The organism is Comamonas aquatilis, assembly GCF_965139575.1.
In the GTDB taxonomy this organism is placed as follows: Bacteria; Pseudomonadota; Gammaproteobacteria; order Burkholderiales; family Burkholderiaceae_C; genus Comamonas; species Comamonas aquatilis.
Map to the genome: position 1 here is coordinate 180,179 of NZ_CBCSIW010000002.1, position 15,782 is coordinate 195,960.

A 15,782-nucleotide genomic window follows, 5' to 3' on the forward strand; every position below is an offset into this window, starting at 1 on the left:
CTTTCGAACGACTGCACGTTGTGCTGCCACTTGCTCCTTAGAGGCGTCGATACGAGGAAACGGTTCGGTCGATCCGCAAAATTGTTGAACGCGCGTCCAAAAAAAGCCCCTGCGTCGACCAAATCAGAGCATGTGTAGCCCAAGACGCCCGACCTTGGGATAGACCCAGTCTCACAAAACTGTATAAAGAAACAGTAGACTTGGGACTTGATTGCTCCAAAAAAGTCCAGACATGTCAGTAGAAATCGAACAAGAAGACGTCTCAATCTTCGAAGACCGCCTTTGGCATCACAAGGGCTGGGAAGCCCGCGTCATCAAGAATGAAGACGACGATGGCTGGGCAGTGTCAATGACCCAAGACGGCCAAGCGGAAGCAGCTTTGGTCGGCCCATGGACCATGGGGCGTGACAAGAAGAATCCTAAGCCACTTGACGTGTCGGCCTTCAACACGCTGGTGAAGACTGCCAGCGAAGTCATACGCCGGCATGAGCAGCACCAGGCAGCGCTGTTGCATAAAGCTATCCAGATCGAAGTTCGCGGATTGCGCGTAACGGTGGCTCTTGATATTGAGCCCGATGAGGAGAACCCCTCTGCGACTCTCACTGCCACCGCAGCGGGCGGCAGCGCGTTGGCCATGGTACGAGTCCGGCCGGACCACAACCTCACCCGTGCGTCCGCACAGCGCTGGGCAGATGCAGGCTACCCACGTGATAGCGAGGACTAAACCTCAGAATAAGGCTCTTGTTTCGCATCATGTGCGGTTCGACCCTCAGTGCTCAGGAACGACGGCTTTGATTCTAGAGGAGTGTTGAACTGGACATCGATCAAAGGAGCCAGGGTTGTGCACCCGGCTACCGCTCAAAAGTCAGATGGGCCTTTTAGGGTGACTGATGTGCATCGCAGCTTGGCTTTCCGCTTGATTGCGGACTCATGTTTGAGCACCTAAAAGCAGGCCATTGATAAGCAGGAGTTATCGAGGCTGGAGCAGTAGCCGGGCGAAAGAAGCACCATCACACAAAAAGATAGTTAAAAACCAAAAATAATAAAATTTTCCTTTTTTATAAAAAACGCTTATGATGGGCTTCGTTGCAAAATAACTTCAACTAGTCTGAACGCAACGCCTGTTAGAGGTCAAAAAATCCTCCAGCAAGAATTTTTCTGCGAGATTTATCGCACCGTTGGCTGCCGAGCAGCAGCCAATCGAGTTATCGAAAGCTCATGCAGGCCTATCGGGCTGCACTCTGATTGAACTAGATTCCACTCTCTCCTATTGCTATGGGCAAGTACTTCGTTACGCCCTCATCCCACAAGACCCATTGCGGTCGCTTTCAAGCTTCCTTCGCACTTCAGCGCACAAGGCAAAACAGCAGCTACTGCCGTGTTTTTCGCTTTGACAAAACATTTGCCTCGACCGAAGCAGCAAAAATCTATGCTGTGACTCAAGGCTGGCTGCAGACGTCCCTGCCGCCCTCAACGTGCTGAGCCTTTAACAAACGCTCAACCTCATCCGGTTGCTACGGACTCCCACTCCCCACAGCCATCGTCAAACGATGCGTCAGTTTTTGACACATCATTCATAAAAAGGCTCCTTCCATGAGCACCAAAATCTACGTTGGCAACCTGCCTTACTCCGTGACCGATGCCAGCCTGAAAAGCAACTTTGCTGAATTCGGCAGTGTTACTTCAGCCAAAGTCATGATGGACCGCGAAAGCGGACGTTCTAAAGGCTTTGCTTTTGTAGAAATGGCATCTGCAGACGCTTCTCAAGCTGCTATTGCTGCGCTGAATGGAATGTCCGTTGATGGACGCTCGATCGTCGTCAACCTTGCGAAACCTCGCGAAGAAGGACGTGGATCCAGTGGCAATCGCGAATTCCGCGCCAGCTCTCGACCCAATGTTGGCTATGGCAACGATGGCTATGGCGGTGGATCCGGCTACTGATTTAGCCACACACCCAAGAAAAACGCCCCACGCTTGAGGGCGTTTTTTTATGCCTAGAGGTTGGTACCGATAGGCCGGGTGAATCGACCAGATTTTATAGACCGTTGGATGACTGCAATGGGGCGGGCAGCGGCAGATACGCTAGAAGCGGGCGCCCGTGACTTCCCGCATGCATCTGCTCTCAACGGCGCGGTGTGCTGAATCCCTAGCCGACGCTCTTCTATCATTGACCCAGCAGCGGGCAAGAACACCACCTTGCATTTGCTGTTGGCCTCCATATGCTTGGCGGTTTGCCATCTATTACGAGAGAACCATGTCGCGATACATTGCCTTTCTTCGCGGCGTCAGCCCGATGAACGCCCGGATGACCGAGCTTAAGCGTTGCTTCGAGGCGGCAGGCTTTCTTGAAGTGAAAACGTTGCTCTCCAGCGGAAACGTCGTGTTCAACGCGCAATCGTCCTCGCTGTCTAGCTTGGAGCAACGCGCCGAGCATGCGATGCAAGCTGAGCTGGGCCACGGCTTCGACACCTTCGTGCGCCCGGTTTGCTATTTACAGGAGCTCATTGACTCTGACCCCTTTGCCGAGTTCAACCTTGCTCCTTCGGCCAAGCGGGTCATCACTTTTCTCCGCAGCCCGGTGTCGCCAGACTTGAAGCTGCCCATAGAGCGTGACGGTGCAGGCATTGTCAAGGCCAATGCCACGGAGGTCTTTAGCGCCTACGTGCCTGATCCGAAGAAAGGCCCCGTGTTCATGCGCCTGCTTGAACGCTCATTCGGGAAGGACATCACCACTCGCACGCTCGATACGGTCATCAAGTGTGCCAAGGCATAGGTTTCATGCGTCAGGTGATCCTCGCACCGCCTAGCTGAAATGGATCGACGGCACCATTTCGACGTCGATGAAAGCAGACTTTGTGATCCGGCAGGAACCCACACTTCCCATGAGTGTCCGGTTTGAGAGAAGGCGCGCATGTCAGGCCAGAGTATCGCTCTGGGTCATTTGTAGCATATTGCTATGTTAATGGTAGCAATATGCGATTTGATCGATTGGGCTAGAGCCTGTTTTTATTCAAAAGCCGGATGAAAGCCGATTTCACCTTGCATGGGGGCGTCGGCCACAAAGGCCAGAGCCTGAAAATACGCGGGCGGCACGCCGGGGACGGTAAAACCATGGTTTACATGAAAGCCAAAGCGCCCGTAGTAAGTCGGCTCGCCCAGCACCACCACGCCGCTGACGCGGTTCGGATTATTTGAATTTCGCTGCTGCAGGGTTTGCAGCGCCTGGCGAATCAGCTTGCTGCCAATACCCAGGCTTTGGCGCTCAGGTGCAACGGATACCGGAGCCATGCACAGCCAGCTGCTGGCCTGGCCGTTGATCTGCACGGGTGAAAAGCCCACATGGCCGACGATTTGCCCATCCTCTTCGGCCACCAGCGACAGGGCCAGCGCCTGTTCGCTGCGCAGGCGGTTGACGATGCGGTGCTCGGTCGTTCCCTGGCCCGGGGCGTGATGAGGATGGTTGTCAAAGGCGGCAAGAATCAGCTGCTCGATGGCCTCTATGTCTTGCGCGGTTTCGGTGCGGATCAGCATCGGTGAAAGCGTTGAAAGTGTTCAGGCTCCCATCATGCAGGCAAAACCCGCATGAAACAGCAGCCGAACGCGGTGCGATTCAGCTGCCTTGTCCACTCGACTGGCGGCTAGTAGTCGACCAGCGAACCCTCACGCAAGCTGGGGTTGCGCTGCGCGCTGCTGCTGCGGCGCACCACGTCGCGGCCGATGACGGTCTTGTGGACTTCGCTGGAGCCTTCGCCGATCTGGTTGAGCTTGGCATCCCGGAAGAAGCGCTCCAGGGGGAAGTCTTTCATATAGCCTCGGCCGCCGGTGAGCTGCAAGGCATCCGTCACCACTTTCATGCACAGGTCGGTGGCCTGCTGCTTGGCCATGGAGGCATAGATGGACACATCGCCATCGCCGCGGTCGTACTTCTGGGCCGTTATGGTCAGCAAGGCGCGGGCGGCTTCGATCTGCGACACCATGTCCGAGAGCATCCACTGCGCGCCCTGGTGGGCTCCCAGTGTCTTGCCAAACAGCGTGCGGTCGTTCATATAGGTGGCGGCAATTTCCACGGCACCGATGGCGCGGCCCAGGGCCATGGCCGCATGGCCCATGCGAGCACGCAGCAGCGCGTCCTGGGCCAGCTCGAAGCCGTCGCCGATCTTGCCAAGCAGATTGGCGGCGGGCACGCGAACGTTCTCGAATTCCAGAGAAGAGATGGGCACGCCATACCAGCCCATCTTGTCCACCTCTGGGCTGATGGCAAAGCCTGGGGCATCCCGGGGCACCAGCACCGCGACAAAGCGCGAGCTATCCGTCTCCAGGCGACCCACGACCATGAACCAGTCCGCCGTGGTGCCGCGGGTGATGAATTTCTTGCTGCCGTTGACGACAAAGTGCTCGCCTTCCTGGCGAATCAGGGTCTTCAAGCCGCGCACGTCCGAGCCGGCCTCGGGTTCGGTAAGTGCAAAGGCCGCCTGCAGCTGGCCAGAGCGCAGGCCCGGCAGCAACTGGTCCTTCATGCCGGGGCTGGCCCCCGCGACGATGGCCCGGCATGACAGATCCGCCCCCGTGATCAGCGAAGCCGAAGCGCTGCAGACGCGTCCCAGCTCCTCGATGATGCGTATGCGCAGCACCTGGCGGGCATCGGTGCCGCCGTACTCCACGGGAAAGGCGCTACCTATTACGCCCTCATCGGCGAGCAGTCGGAAAGTGTCCCAGGCAAATTCGTCCTTCTGCGCCACTTTATGGGCGTTGGGGCCGATATGGCTGACCACCAGGCCACGCACCTTGTTCAGCATCTGCAATTCCTGCGGATTCAAATCGTGCAGAAAATGCTCGCCAAAAAGCCGGCTCACCGTGTTTGTCTGATTCATTTTGTGCTCCTATCAATGGGTTTTTAGCTATTGGCCTGTATGCCGGCGCGTTTGATGACCTCGGTCCATACCGAAACTTCCTGTTTAAGGAATTCATCAAAGGTGGCTCCCGACTGGGGTGCACCCTCCAGGGCCAAGTCCTTGAACTTGCTCTGCACTTCGGCCAGCTTGAGGGCGGAAGCCACATCCGCAGACAGCTTGCTGACAATGGCTGGTGGCACTTTGGCCGGCGCCAGCAAAGCCAGCCAGGTACCGACCTGAAAGCCGGGCAGGCCTGCCGCCTCGGCTACCGTGGGCACATCGGGCAGGGCGGAGGAGCGGTAGTCGGTCGTGACGGCCAACGCTCGCAGCTTTCCCGCCTTGATATGCGGCAGCGCCAGCGAGGTGGACATGGGCATCATGTCCACCCGACCCGAAAGCAGATCCGTCATGGCCTCGGGCTGGCCTTTGTAAGGCACATGCGTGAGCTGGATATGGGCCATCTGGTTCAAAAGCTCGCCCGTCAGGTGCGAGGAGGTGCCCAGGCCCGAGCTGGCATAGGTGATGCTGCCGGCGTCCTTCCTGGCTAGGCGGAGGAACTCCTGCATGGTTTTGGCTTTCACACTGGGGTGCACCACGATCACATTGGGAATGGCGCCAAAGCCTGCGATGCCTTTGAAATCCCTGACGGGATCCCAGGCGGTGTTTTTCTGAAAAAACGGCATCACGGCATGCGAGGGCGACACCATCAGCAGCGTGTATCCGTCAGCGGGAGACTTGGCCACAAAGTCCGTGCCAATGGCGCCGCCAGCGCCCGTGCGGTTCTCTACCACCACGGGTTGGCCGTATTGCCTTCCCATGCGCTCGCCTACCACGCGGGCAATGGAGTCCACCACGCCACCTGCGGGGTAGGGCACGATGATGCGAATCGCCTTTGCCGGATACGCGGCGCTCTGGGCCCATGCCCCCAGTGGCTTGAGGGCGCTGCCGGCGACCAGTGCTGCGGCAATGCCGACCATGGACCTTCTTGATTCGTTCATGTCTTGTCTCCTTGAATGGTTTTCATCTCGCTAACCAGGGTTCAGTCCGTATGAGGTTTCGATCTCGTGAACGGTTTGCTTGAGCAAAGGCAAAACCTCGCTGACGAGCTTTTGCTTGGCATTCTTGTGGGCGTACAGCGTGCCGTTCATCGACAGCGGCGGCTCGCCGGGTGCGCCTTTCAGTGGCACGGCAATCGCATACAGCTCACGGTCCCAGGCGCCTGAGGAGAGGCAGTAGCCTTGCTCGGCAAAACGCTTTTCGTCCTCATCAAGGCTCTGGCTGTATTGGGCAAACAGCTCGCTGTCCTGCACTTTCAGGTAGTTCAGCAGCGCCACTTTCTGGACGCGCGGCAGGCCATGGATGAGCACATGACCCATGGAGCTGACCAGCAGCGGATAGGTGGAACCGATATCGGGCAGATACTCATTGCGGCCATCGGCACGTACCGAATCCACATAGACGATGTCGGTGCGATCCCGCAAGCCCAGGTTGACCGTGCAGCCCGTCTGCCTGGCGATATGGGCCATGAGCGGCTTGGCCAGTTGCCGGGTCTTCATGCTGGCCAGCAACGGATGGCCCAGTGCCAGCACGCCCGAGGCCAGGCGGTATTTTTGGGTGTCCGCATCCTTGGACATATAGCCCAGCAGCCCCAGGGTGTAGCTCAGGCGGGACACCGTAGGTTTGGGCAGGCCGGTGCGGTCGGCAATCTCGCGATTGCTCAGCACCGGGTGGGTGGCGGTGAAAGCGCGCAAGACTTCCAAGCCGCGCGCCAAGGTCATGGCGAATTGGCGGTCTAAAGCCAGATCGTGGGGGTTGATAAGCCCTGGAAGAGTGATGGAGGACACTTTGCGCTGCTTGGATGAATCTGCGGTCATGGTTGGTCACCTGGGTTTTGCCGTCAATGAAGTGTTTCGCATATCGAAACAAACATTGTTCCTTGCAGGCGGGCTCTGGATACTGGTGACTTCATCCAGATCACAAAGCCTCCAATGACAACTACGCAAAACTCCAAAGGTGCTCTACAGGGAGTGCGCATCCTGGACATGGCCACCGTGCTGGCCGCGCCGGTGGGCGCCACCCTGTGTGCCGATCACGGTGCAGAGGTCGTCAAGCTGGAACTGCCCGATGGCAGCGATGCCTTGCGCGGCCTGCAGCCGGTCAAGGACGGCTCGCCTCTGTGGTGGAAAGTGGCCAACCGGGGCAAGAAAGGCATCACCCTGGATGTGCGCAAGCCGGAGGGGCGGGAGATCTTTCTGGAAATGATTGCCGGCTTTGACGTGCTGATAGAGAACTTTCGCACGGGCACGCTGGACAATTGGGGCCTGGATATCGAGACTCTGCACGCTCAAAACCCCAGGCTGATCGTGGTGCGGCTTACGGGCTTCGGCCAGACGGGCCCGTACTCCCAGCGGCCGGGATATGCCCGCATCTTTGAGGCCATGAGCGGCTTTACCAATCTGACCGGTGAGAAAGGCGGCACTCCGCTGCACAGCAACTACCCCATAGGCGACTATGTGGCGGGTCTGTTTTGTGCTTTTTCCGTGGCCATGGAGGTGGCCCGGCTGCGTGGCGACCCATGCTTAGCGGGCACGGAAGTGGATCTGTCTGCCACCGAGGCCTTGTTCAGACTGCTGGACCCATTGGCCGTGGAATACGAGCAGCTGGACTATGTGCGCGGGCCCGAGGGCAACTGCGCCAGCTATACGGCGCCGTCGAATATGTACCGCACACGCGATGGCCGCAGCCTGTCGCTGGTGGCCTCGTCCAATCCCATCTTTGCCCGGCTGTGCGAGGCCATGGGCCAGCCGCATCTGGCACGGGATTCGCGATTCAGCACCAACCCGGCCCGGGTCAAGCACCTGGCGACTCTGGACAAGATCATTGCCGACTGGTTTGGCGAGCACGACATGGTGGACGTGGTGCAGGCGCTGGAGGCGGCCCAGATTCCGTTCAGCAAGACCAACTCCATCGTGGACATTTTGCAAGACCCGCACTTCCAGGCCCGTGGCGCCGTGTTGCGTCTGCCCGACCCTGACTACGGTTCGGTCCCTGGCCCCTGCATTGTTCCCCGTGTCGCAGGGCAGGTGCTGGAGGCACCGACCGCCGGGCCCGAGCCCGGCCAGCACAACGCCGAGATCTATGGTCGTCTGGGAATCGCTCCGCAGCGGCTTGAGCAACTCAGGGCTCTGGGGGTGGTCTAGCCCGGTCTTTCACCGAGAGGCGAGCGCAGCCGATATTGGCGTTCGCCGCCGGGCCCTTACGGCTGCAGCAAAACCAGCGGTGATTCTGCAGCCTCCAGCGGCTGAGGCAAGAGTTCGTCCGGCGCATCAAAGGTCTGTGCGAGTCGCTCGGCGACCCGGTGCAGCTCCGGCACCCACTGCATCAGATCGGCAATGGAAAACTGCTGCGCGCTGACCTGAATGGCGAGCGCGGCTCCGGCTCTTTGCGCACTGAGCATCACCGGAACGGCGATGGCGACCACGCCGGGAATGTATTCGCCCACATTCACGCCAAAGCGGCGTTTGCGCGTCTGCTCCAGGTCGGCGCGCAACGCGTCCGCCTCGGAAATCGTCCGCTCGGTCCAGCGTCTCAGGGGCAGGCGCTTCAGCAGGCTTTCGCGCTGCTGTTTGGGCAAAAAACTCATCAGCAATTTGCCGCTGGCCGTGCAGTGAAATGGCACTCGCGTGCCGGGCGCGAGCTTGGTGCCGGCGTTCCAGTTGGCCTCCACACGATCCAGATACACCACGGCATCGCCGCTGGAAATGGCCAGATTGCAGCTGGCCTGCACTTTGTCTGCCATCTCCTGCAAGATAGCGCGCCGCGCGGCGGCCGGGCCGGTGGTCATCAGCATATTGATGGCCATCTGCCGCACTCGGCTGGAGCACACATAGTGCTTGCCCGGCCCGTCACGGTTGACCAGCCAGGCGTTCTCCAGCTGCTTGAGCAGCCGGTGCACCGATTGCTTGGGCAAGTCCATGCGGTTGCTGATTTCCATGAGCGTGAGCGGCTGTTGCGCTTGCGCCAGCAACTCCACGATGCGAAAGGCGCGTATGGCTGCGGCGTTGGATTGGGTCGATGTCATGAAACTTCACCGTGGGGGCGCATTGATGGCCTGCGATGGGGGCGTGCTGCGTTTGGGCACGTAGCTGCATGCAATGCATGACAGGGATGGGGCGATCTTGTCCCGAAAAATGCATTTTTGAATACGGATTGCCCCGCACATCGCACAAAACGCAAATAACGGGACGCGCGAATTTGCCAAGCGTCTAGTCTGGGATTCAGACAGGCCCCAGGGCTTGATCTTCGACCCGCCAGACAACGATTTTCAAGGAGCAAGCAATGCAAGTGCAGGAGGCCCAAAGAGATCCGCTGCAAGCCACGCAGCAGGTAGTCTCAGATCTCGTCAAACGTGCGCGGGCAGCGCAAACCAGCTTCATACAACTGGGCCAGCAAGGGCTGGACGATGCAGTCTCGGCCGTGGGCTGGGCGATCATGGAGCCAGGGCGCAATCAACGGCTGGCAGAACTTGCCGTCCATGAAACCAGCCTGGGCAAGGTGGACGACAAGATCACCAAGAACCACCGCAAGACGCTTGGCTTGCTGCGCGACCTCAAAGGCGTGCGCACTCATGGCGTGATCGAGGAGGACAAGCTCAAAGGCATTACCGCCATCGCCCGTCCGGTCGGCGTGGTGGCGGCCATCACGCCATCCACCAACCCGGGCGCGACGCCGGCCAACAACATCATCAACGCGCTCAAGTGCGGCAATGCGGTGATTGTTGCGCCTTCGCCCAAGGGGCTGGGGGTGAGCAAGATGCTGGTGGACTTCATCCAGGCCGAGCTGCGCAAATGCCGTCTGCCCGTGGATCTGGTGCAAACCCTGCCCAGCCCCATCAGCAAGGCGCTCACGGCAGAGCTCATGCAGCAGGCCGATCTGGTGATCGCCACCGGCTCGCAGGCCAATGTGCGCATGGCATATACCAGCGGCACACCGGCGTTTGGCGTGGGAGCGGGCAATGTGGCGTCCATCGTGGACAGCTCGGCCGATCCGCAGCAAGCGGCTGCCCTGATCATTGCGTCCAAGACCTTCGACAATGCGACCAGCTGCTCGTCCGAGAACAGCATGGTGTTGCTGGACGACATCCGCAGCGAAATGCTCAAGGCCATGAGCGATCGCGGCGCCCTGCTGTTGACCGGCCAGGAGAAGGCGCGTCTGCAGCAACTGATGTGGCCCAACGGCAAGCTCAGCGATGTGGTCACCGGCAAGTCAGCCCAAGTGATTGCCGAACTGGCCCAGATCGACTGGCGCGGCCGCATTGCACTGGATGCGCCCACGGCGTTGATGGTGGAGGAGAGCGGTGTGGGCAGCGAGCATCCGTTTTCTGGCGAAAAGCTCTCGCCCGTGCTGAGCGTCTACAGCGCTCAGTCCTTCAACGATGCCTGCAGCACCGTGCGCAAGATCTACGGCTATATGGGGGCCGGGCACTCGGTCAGCCTGCACTCCGATGATGACGAACAGGCGCTGTATCTCGCGCACAGCCTGCCGGTGGCGCGGGTCATCCTGAACCAGGCGCACTGCTTTGCTACCGGCGGCAACTTCAACAACGGCCTGCCGTTCTCGCTGTCCATGGGCTGCGGCACCTGGGGCGGCAACAATTTCTCGGACAACCTCAACTACCGTCACTACATGAACGTGACGCGGGTGGCGCGCACGATTGCCGAGAACAAGCCAACCGTGGAAGACATGCTGGGCGACTACTTCCGGAGGTATGGCGTATGACCATCATCAAGCAACTGGGCAACATGGCCGAGCTGATCGAGGCCCGCGCCGCCGAACGAGGATCCGAGCCCTTTATGCTGGATGCGCCAAGCGGGGCCGCGCTTTCCTTCCAGCAGCTGAAGGAGGAGACCGACAAGCTGCGCAAAAACCTCGAAGCCAGCGGGCTTCAGCCTGGCGACAAGGTGTCGGTTTACATGCCCAACGGGCCGCTGCCGGCTATTCTTTTGCTGGCCATCATGGCCAGCGGGCTGCAGGTCAACCCCATCAATCTACTGAGCCAGCCCTCGCAGCTGGTTTACGTGCTCTCGCACTCCGATACCCGGCTGGTGTTTACCTGCAAAGAGTATTTGCCAAGCCTGGCCCAGGCGCTCAGGCAGGTGGAGCGCGAAGTGGCGGTGGTGGTCTGCGAGCCGGACTCCATGCAAGTGCCCGTCGTGCCCGTCGCGCCGGCTGTGGCCGGCGTGTCAGCGTCACCTGCTGCACCGCGTGTGCCTTCGGGTGTGCTGAGCGGTCAGCAGATACAGGCTGATGAGCCCGCGCTCATCATGTACACCTCGGGCACCACCGGCGTTCCAAAGGGCGTGCTGCTCAGTCATGCCAATCTGCTGGCGAATGCAAGCAGCACTTCCGAGGCCCACCAGCTCGGCGCGCAGGATCGGGTCATGGTGTCGCTGCCGCTCTATCACATTAACGCCCTGGTGGTGGCACTGATCACGCCGCTGTTTCATGGCGGTTCGCTGGTCATGTCGCCCCGGTTTTCGGCCCGCACCTTCTGGGCCGATGTCTGTCAATTCCGTTGTACCTGGATCAATGTGGTGCCAACCATCATTGCCTACCTGCTCAACGATGAAGCGGGTACCCAAGGCCATGACCTCTCGCAGTTGAAGTTCTGCCGCTCCGCTTCGGCAGCGCTGGCACCCGAGCACCACCGGGCATTTGAGGCCCGTTTTGGTCTGGGCATCATAGAAACCATGGGCCTGACGGAAACTGCGGCCCCGGCTTTCAGCAATCCCCTGGAGGCCAGCGCCAGACGCGTTGGCAGCGTGGGCCGCCCCACAGGAACGCTGGCCGCCATCATGGGCGCGGATGGACAGTTTCTGGCCGCCGGCGAGCGTGGCGAGATCGTTTTGCAGGGGCCGAATGTGATGCTGGGCTATTACAAGGACCCCGTGCGCACACAGGAATCCTTCACGCCCGACGGCTGGCTGCGCACCGGCGATGTCGGCTATCAGGATGCCGACGGCTTCTTCTACGTCACCGGCAGATCGAAGGAGCTGATCATCAAAGGCGGTGAAAACATTGCTCCGCGTGAGATCGATGAGGCCGTTCTCAAACACCCCAAGGTGCTGGAAGCCGCAGCCGTGGGGGTGCCGCATCCCGAATACGGCCAGGAAATCGCCGTCTACCTGGTGATGCGCGATGGTGCCGAGTTCGATGCGGCCGACATGCGGCGCCACTGCCTGGCCGAGCTTGGCAACTACAAATGCCCCAGCCGTTTTGTGCTGATGAACGAGCTGCCGCGCGGCCCCTCCGGCAAGCTGCAGCGCCTGCGGCTGCTTGAACCGGCCGCCTGATTGACGGTGCAAGCCTTGCCGCTTGGCAGGGCTGGTGTTTCAACCCCTTTCTTTGTGGAAGGCCGTTGTGTTCTCTGGATTGCAGCTCCCGCAAGAGCTGCGACGTATTGCTTGTGTTCGCGTGCGGACAGCGCACCAATGCGGCTGCCGCCATCTACCGTGAAGTGAACAAAGGCCGGCCGGGCGATTTTTGCCCGGACCGATGCCAAAGGAGACAAACATGCAACGTAGAGTCAAAACCCATCACATGATTTTGGGTGTGATGTGTCTGATGTACTTCATCGCCTATATCGACAGAGTCAATATGTCGGTCGCAGCGCCCATGATCAAGGAGGAAATGGGCTTGAGCACGCTGCAGCTCGGCCTGGTGTTCTCGGCCTTTGCCTATCCCTATGCCGCCATGCAGATCGTGGGCGGGTGGCTGGCCGACCGCTTTGGGCCGCACAAGGTGCTGGTGGTGCTGTCGCTGATCTGGGGCACGGCAACCTTGCTGACCGGCTTTGTCGGCTCGTTGGTTTCCCTGCTGGTGCTGCGACTGGCGCTGGGCCTGGGCGAAGGCGGCGCCTTTCCCACCGCTACCCGCGCCTTTACCTACTGGATTCCGCTGACCCAACGCGGCTTTGCCCAGGGGATTACGCACTCGTTTTCGCGCCTGGGTGGTGCGGTCACGCCGCCGCTGGTGATCGTCATCATCGCGCTGGCCGGATGGCGGGAATCCTTCATCGTGCTGGGCGTGGTCAGCCTTGGCTGGACGGTGCTGTACTGGCTTACTTTCCGCGACACGCCCCAGCAGCATCCCCGCGTGACGCCGCAGGAGCTGGCCGAAATCAACGAGGGCCGCACGGACAAACCCAAGGAAGACAAAGGCCCGACGCCCTGGAAGCGTCTGATTGGCGGCATGTGGAAAGTCACACTGGTGGACTTTTGCTACGGTTGGACCTTGTGGGTTTTCCTCACCTGGTTGCCTTCCTATCTGAAAGATGCGCGCGGTTTCAATCTCAAGGAAATGGCTTTGTACACGGCGCTGCCGCTGCTGGCAGGGGTGGTGGGCGACACGCTGGGCGGCATCATCTCGGACAAGCTGCTCAAGCGCACCGGCAATCTGCGCTTTGCACGTATCTCTGTGTTGGTGTTTGGCATGGTCGGCGCTCTGGTCTTCATGGTGCCCATGATCTCGGCGGAAAACGCGATGACGGCCGTGTTGCTGCTGTCGGCCTCGTTCTTCTGTCTGGAACTGACCAATGCGGTGCTGTGGAGTCTGCCTATCGATATCGCCGGTGATTACGCAGGCACGGCATCCGGCATGATGAACACCGGCTTTGGCGTGGCGGGAATGATCTCGCCCGTGGTCTTTGGCTATCTGATTCAGACCACCGGCAGCTACACCTTGCCCTTCATGATTTCGGCTGGCCTGCTGGGCCTGGGTGCGGTCATGGCGCTGTTCATCAATCCCACGCAAACTGTCAAGCGTCCGCCACGCGTCGCGCCCGACGCCATGCCGCTGCCCAGCGCCGGTATCGCCTGAGTTGGCCTCAGGCACAAGGCATAAAGCCAAACCCATGAAAAACCGCCACGCGGTCTGCGTGGCGGTTTTTTGCTTGATGACGGCGCTCAAGAGACGGGCTTAAGGCCTTTTATCTTGATATCCATCTCAATTTCATAGCTGAATGCGCTTGTACATAAAGCGCTATAACCTGATTTGATGGTTATTTCGCTTGCAACACCTGGTCGGGGACCCGAATCCAGCCTTCCATCAAAATCCGCGCGCTGCGGCTCATCAAGGCCTTGGTGACCTGCCACTGACCGTCCACCTGTCTGGCCTCGGCACCCACACGCAGCGTGCCCGAGGGGTGGCCAAAGCGCACCGCGCTGCGCTCGCCGCCACCGGCTGCCAGATTGACCAGGCTGCCCTCAACCGCAGCTGCCGTGCCTATGGCCACCGCTGCCGTGCCCATCATGGCGTGGTGCAGCTTGCCCATGGACAGGGCGCGCACGACCAAGTCTATGTCCTGGCTGTCGATGGCCTTGCCGCTGGATGCCGTGTAGCTTTGCGCCGGGGCGACAAAGGCAATCTTGGGCGTGTGCTGGCGTTTGGCGGCTTCGCTGAGTTCCTGGATCAAACCCATGCGGATGGCGCCGTGGGCGCGAATGGCCTCGAAGCGCTGCAGTGCTTCGCTGTCGTTGTTGACGGCGTCCTGCAACTCGCAACCGGTGTAGCCCAGCTCTTTGGCGTTCAGGAAGATGGTGGGAATGCCTGCATTGATCAAGGTGGCGGCAAAGCTGCCGACGCCGGGAACGTCGAGGCGATCGACCAGATTGCCCGTGGGGAACATGCTGCCCCCATCGTCACCTTCATCGGCCGGGTCCAGAAACTCCAGCGCCACCTCGGCCGCGGGAAAGGACACGCCGTCCAGTTCAAAGTCGCCGGTTTCCTGCACCTGTCCGTCGCTGATCGGCACATGGGCAACGATGGTCTTGCCGATATTGGCCTGCCAGATGCGGATGGTCGCTATGCCGTTGTGGGGGATTCTGTGGGCTTCAATCAGTCCCATATGAACGGCGCAGGGCCCTACGGCGGCGCTGAGGTTGCCGCAGTTGCCGCTCCAGTCCACAAAGGGCTGATCGATGGCGACCTGGCCGAACAGATAGTCCACATCGTGACCGGGCCGCGTGCTTTGGCTCAGGATCACGCCCTTGCTGGTGCTGCTGGAGGCATTGCCCATGCCGTCAATCTGCTTGCCATAAGGGTCTGGGCTGCCCAGGGCGCGCAAAAAAATGGCATCGCGCACGGCGCCGGCTTGCTGAGCCGTTTCAGGCAGGTCTTGCAGCTTGAAGAACACACCTTTGCTGGTGCCTCCGCGCATATAGGTGGCGGGAATGCGGATTTGCGAAGTGAGAGACATGGGATGGCAAAAAAACAAGGTATTCAAGGCTCAAGCCAGGGCTTGAGCCTTGAGTCAGTGAAACAGGCGCAGTTGTTGGGGACGAGGCGGAGAGCCGGAAGCCAATGGCCAGCGATGCAACACCTGGTAACGTAACTGCTTGCCTGTGCCGGTTCGCTCGACCAGCTGAATTTCGTCGATCAGCCAGTCAACAGGGTCGATACGCCGAGTGGGCAGGGCATGTAGAGCTCTGTAGCTGATGGTGATATGCGGTCTGTGACCGCCGTCCTTGAAGCCGTGAGATGCCGATTCGGTCTGCAGCATTGTCAGCAGCTGGTCGAAAGGCTGGGGACGCCCGCGGGTACACAAGGACCAGTGAATGTGCTCGCCTTCTTCGCCGCGAATGCGGTTAAAGCTTAACTCAAAGGCCCGCAGTTGCGCCGCCTGGACGGCATTGCCTGCGGCCAGCAAGGCGAGCAGTGCTTCTTGTCCGGAATCAAACGGGCCACACCAGGTTTGGTGCCAGTTATCTGGCGAGAACATGCGATCGCCCAGCTCTTTATCCAGGCCTAAGGCGCTGATCTGGGCACGCAAGCGACGACGTACCGGGCTTTGGGGCTGGGTGACAATCAGTATGCGTGCCTGGTTCATGGCTG

At 60.0% G+C, this 15,782-nt stretch carries 15 protein-coding genes; 8 read left to right on the forward strand and 7 right to left on the reverse strand.

The features are described from left to right. Positions 1 to 232 precede the first annotated feature (232 nt). The 4 genes from ACNAZA_RS03865 to ACNAZA_RS03880 all read left to right on the forward strand — a co-directional run bounded on the left by ACNAZA_RS03865 (position 233) and on the right by ACNAZA_RS03880 (position 2,773). Positions 233 to 724, forward strand: coding sequence for a hypothetical protein (locus ACNAZA_RS03865; RefSeq protein ID WP_415795108.1), 492 nt, complete (start codon positions 233 to 235; stop codon positions 722 to 724). Positions 725 to 1,275: 551 nt separating this feature from the next. Then, positions 1,276 to 1,482, forward strand: a complete 207-nt coding sequence (locus ACNAZA_RS03870; RefSeq protein WP_415795109.1) for a hypothetical protein — start codon at positions 1,276 to 1,278, stop codon at positions 1,480 to 1,482. A 111-nt stretch (positions 1,483 to 1,593) separates the two neighbouring features. After that, positions 1,594 to 1,941, forward strand: a complete 348-nt coding sequence (locus tag ACNAZA_RS03875) for an RNA recognition motif domain-containing protein (RefSeq protein ID WP_415795110.1) — start codon at positions 1,594 to 1,596, stop codon at positions 1,939 to 1,941. A 313-nt stretch (positions 1,942 to 2,254) separates the two neighbouring features. Continuing rightward, entirely contained in the window at positions 2,255 to 2,773 is a 519-nt protein-coding gene (locus ACNAZA_RS03880) for a DUF1697 domain-containing protein (protein ID WP_415795112.1), read from the forward strand. Positions 2,774 to 3,006: 233 nt separating this feature from the next. Here ACNAZA_RS03880 and ACNAZA_RS03885 read toward each other — a convergent pair whose 3' ends face one another. From ACNAZA_RS03885 to ACNAZA_RS03900, 4 genes are all read right to left on the reverse strand, one after another. Then, the gene (locus tag ACNAZA_RS03885; protein WP_415795113.1) at positions 3,007 to 3,531 is read right to left on the reverse strand and encodes a GNAT family N-acetyltransferase; all 525 of its coding nucleotides are present in this window, start codon (positions 3,529 to 3,531) and stop codon (positions 3,007 to 3,009) included. Positions 3,532 to 3,638: 107 nt separating this feature from the next. Next, positions 3,639 to 4,871, reverse strand: coding sequence for an acyl-CoA dehydrogenase family protein (locus tag ACNAZA_RS03890; protein WP_415795114.1), 1,233 nt, complete (start codon positions 4,869 to 4,871; stop codon positions 3,639 to 3,641). A gap of 23 nt (positions 4,872 to 4,894) precedes the next feature. Then, positions 4,895 to 5,890 carry a Bug family tripartite tricarboxylate transporter substrate binding protein gene (locus ACNAZA_RS03895; RefSeq protein WP_415795115.1) on the reverse strand — a complete coding sequence of 332 codons (996 nt, stop codon included), beginning with the start codon at positions 5,888 to 5,890 and terminating at the stop codon, positions 4,895 to 4,897. A 30-nt stretch (positions 5,891 to 5,920) separates the two neighbouring features. Next, positions 5,921 to 6,766 carry an IclR family transcriptional regulator gene (locus tag ACNAZA_RS03900; RefSeq protein WP_415795116.1) on the reverse strand — a complete coding sequence of 282 codons (846 nt, stop codon included), beginning with the start codon at positions 6,764 to 6,766 and terminating at the stop codon, positions 5,921 to 5,923. A 114-nt stretch (positions 6,767 to 6,880) separates the two neighbouring features. Between ACNAZA_RS03900 and ACNAZA_RS03905 the strand changes: the two genes are divergently transcribed. Continuing rightward, entirely contained in the window at positions 6,881 to 8,092 is a 1,212-nt protein-coding gene (locus ACNAZA_RS03905; protein ID WP_415795117.1) for a CaiB/BaiF CoA transferase family protein, read from the forward strand. Between the two features lie 56 nt (positions 8,093 to 8,148). Here the strand turns inward: ACNAZA_RS03905 and ACNAZA_RS03910 are convergent, their stop codons facing one another. Further along, entirely contained in the window at positions 8,149 to 8,973 is an 825-nt protein-coding gene (locus ACNAZA_RS03910; protein ID WP_415795118.1) for an IclR family transcriptional regulator, read from the reverse strand. 257 nt (positions 8,974 to 9,230) lie between these two features. Between ACNAZA_RS03910 and sauS the strand changes: the two genes are divergently transcribed. From sauS to ACNAZA_RS03925, 3 genes are all read left to right on the forward strand, one after another. Continuing rightward, the gene (gene sauS, locus ACNAZA_RS03915; RefSeq protein WP_415795119.1) at positions 9,231 to 10,670 is read left to right on the forward strand and encodes an acylating sulfoacetaldehyde dehydrogenase; all 1,440 of its coding nucleotides are present in this window, start codon (positions 9,231 to 9,233) and stop codon (positions 10,668 to 10,670) included. Then, positions 10,667 to 12,244, forward strand: a complete 1,578-nt coding sequence (locus ACNAZA_RS03920) for an AMP-binding protein (RefSeq protein ID WP_415795121.1) — start codon at positions 10,667 to 10,669, stop codon at positions 12,242 to 12,244. The genes sauS and ACNAZA_RS03920 overlap by 4 nt, the downstream gene beginning before the upstream one ends. A 220-nt stretch (positions 12,245 to 12,464) precedes the next feature. Next, positions 12,465 to 13,769: an MFS transporter gene (locus ACNAZA_RS03925; RefSeq protein WP_415795122.1), complete on the forward strand. Its 1,305-nt coding sequence runs from the start codon at positions 12,465 to 12,467 to the stop codon at positions 13,767 to 13,769. A 181-nt stretch (positions 13,770 to 13,950) separates the two neighbouring features. Here the strand turns inward: ACNAZA_RS03925 and prpF are convergent, their stop codons facing one another. After that, positions 13,951 to 15,147 (reverse strand): 2-methylaconitate cis-trans isomerase PrpF, encoded by a 1,197-nt coding sequence (prpF, locus tag ACNAZA_RS03930; protein ID WP_415795123.1) that lies wholly within the window; start codon positions 15,145 to 15,147, stop codon positions 13,951 to 13,953. Positions 15,148 to 15,201: 54 nt separating this feature from the next. Next, complete coding sequence (locus ACNAZA_RS03935; protein ID WP_415795125.1) at positions 15,202 to 15,777, reverse strand: 2'-5' RNA ligase family protein; 576 nt, start codon at positions 15,775 to 15,777, stop codon at positions 15,202 to 15,204. Between the last annotated feature and the right edge of the window lie 5 nt (positions 15,778 to 15,782).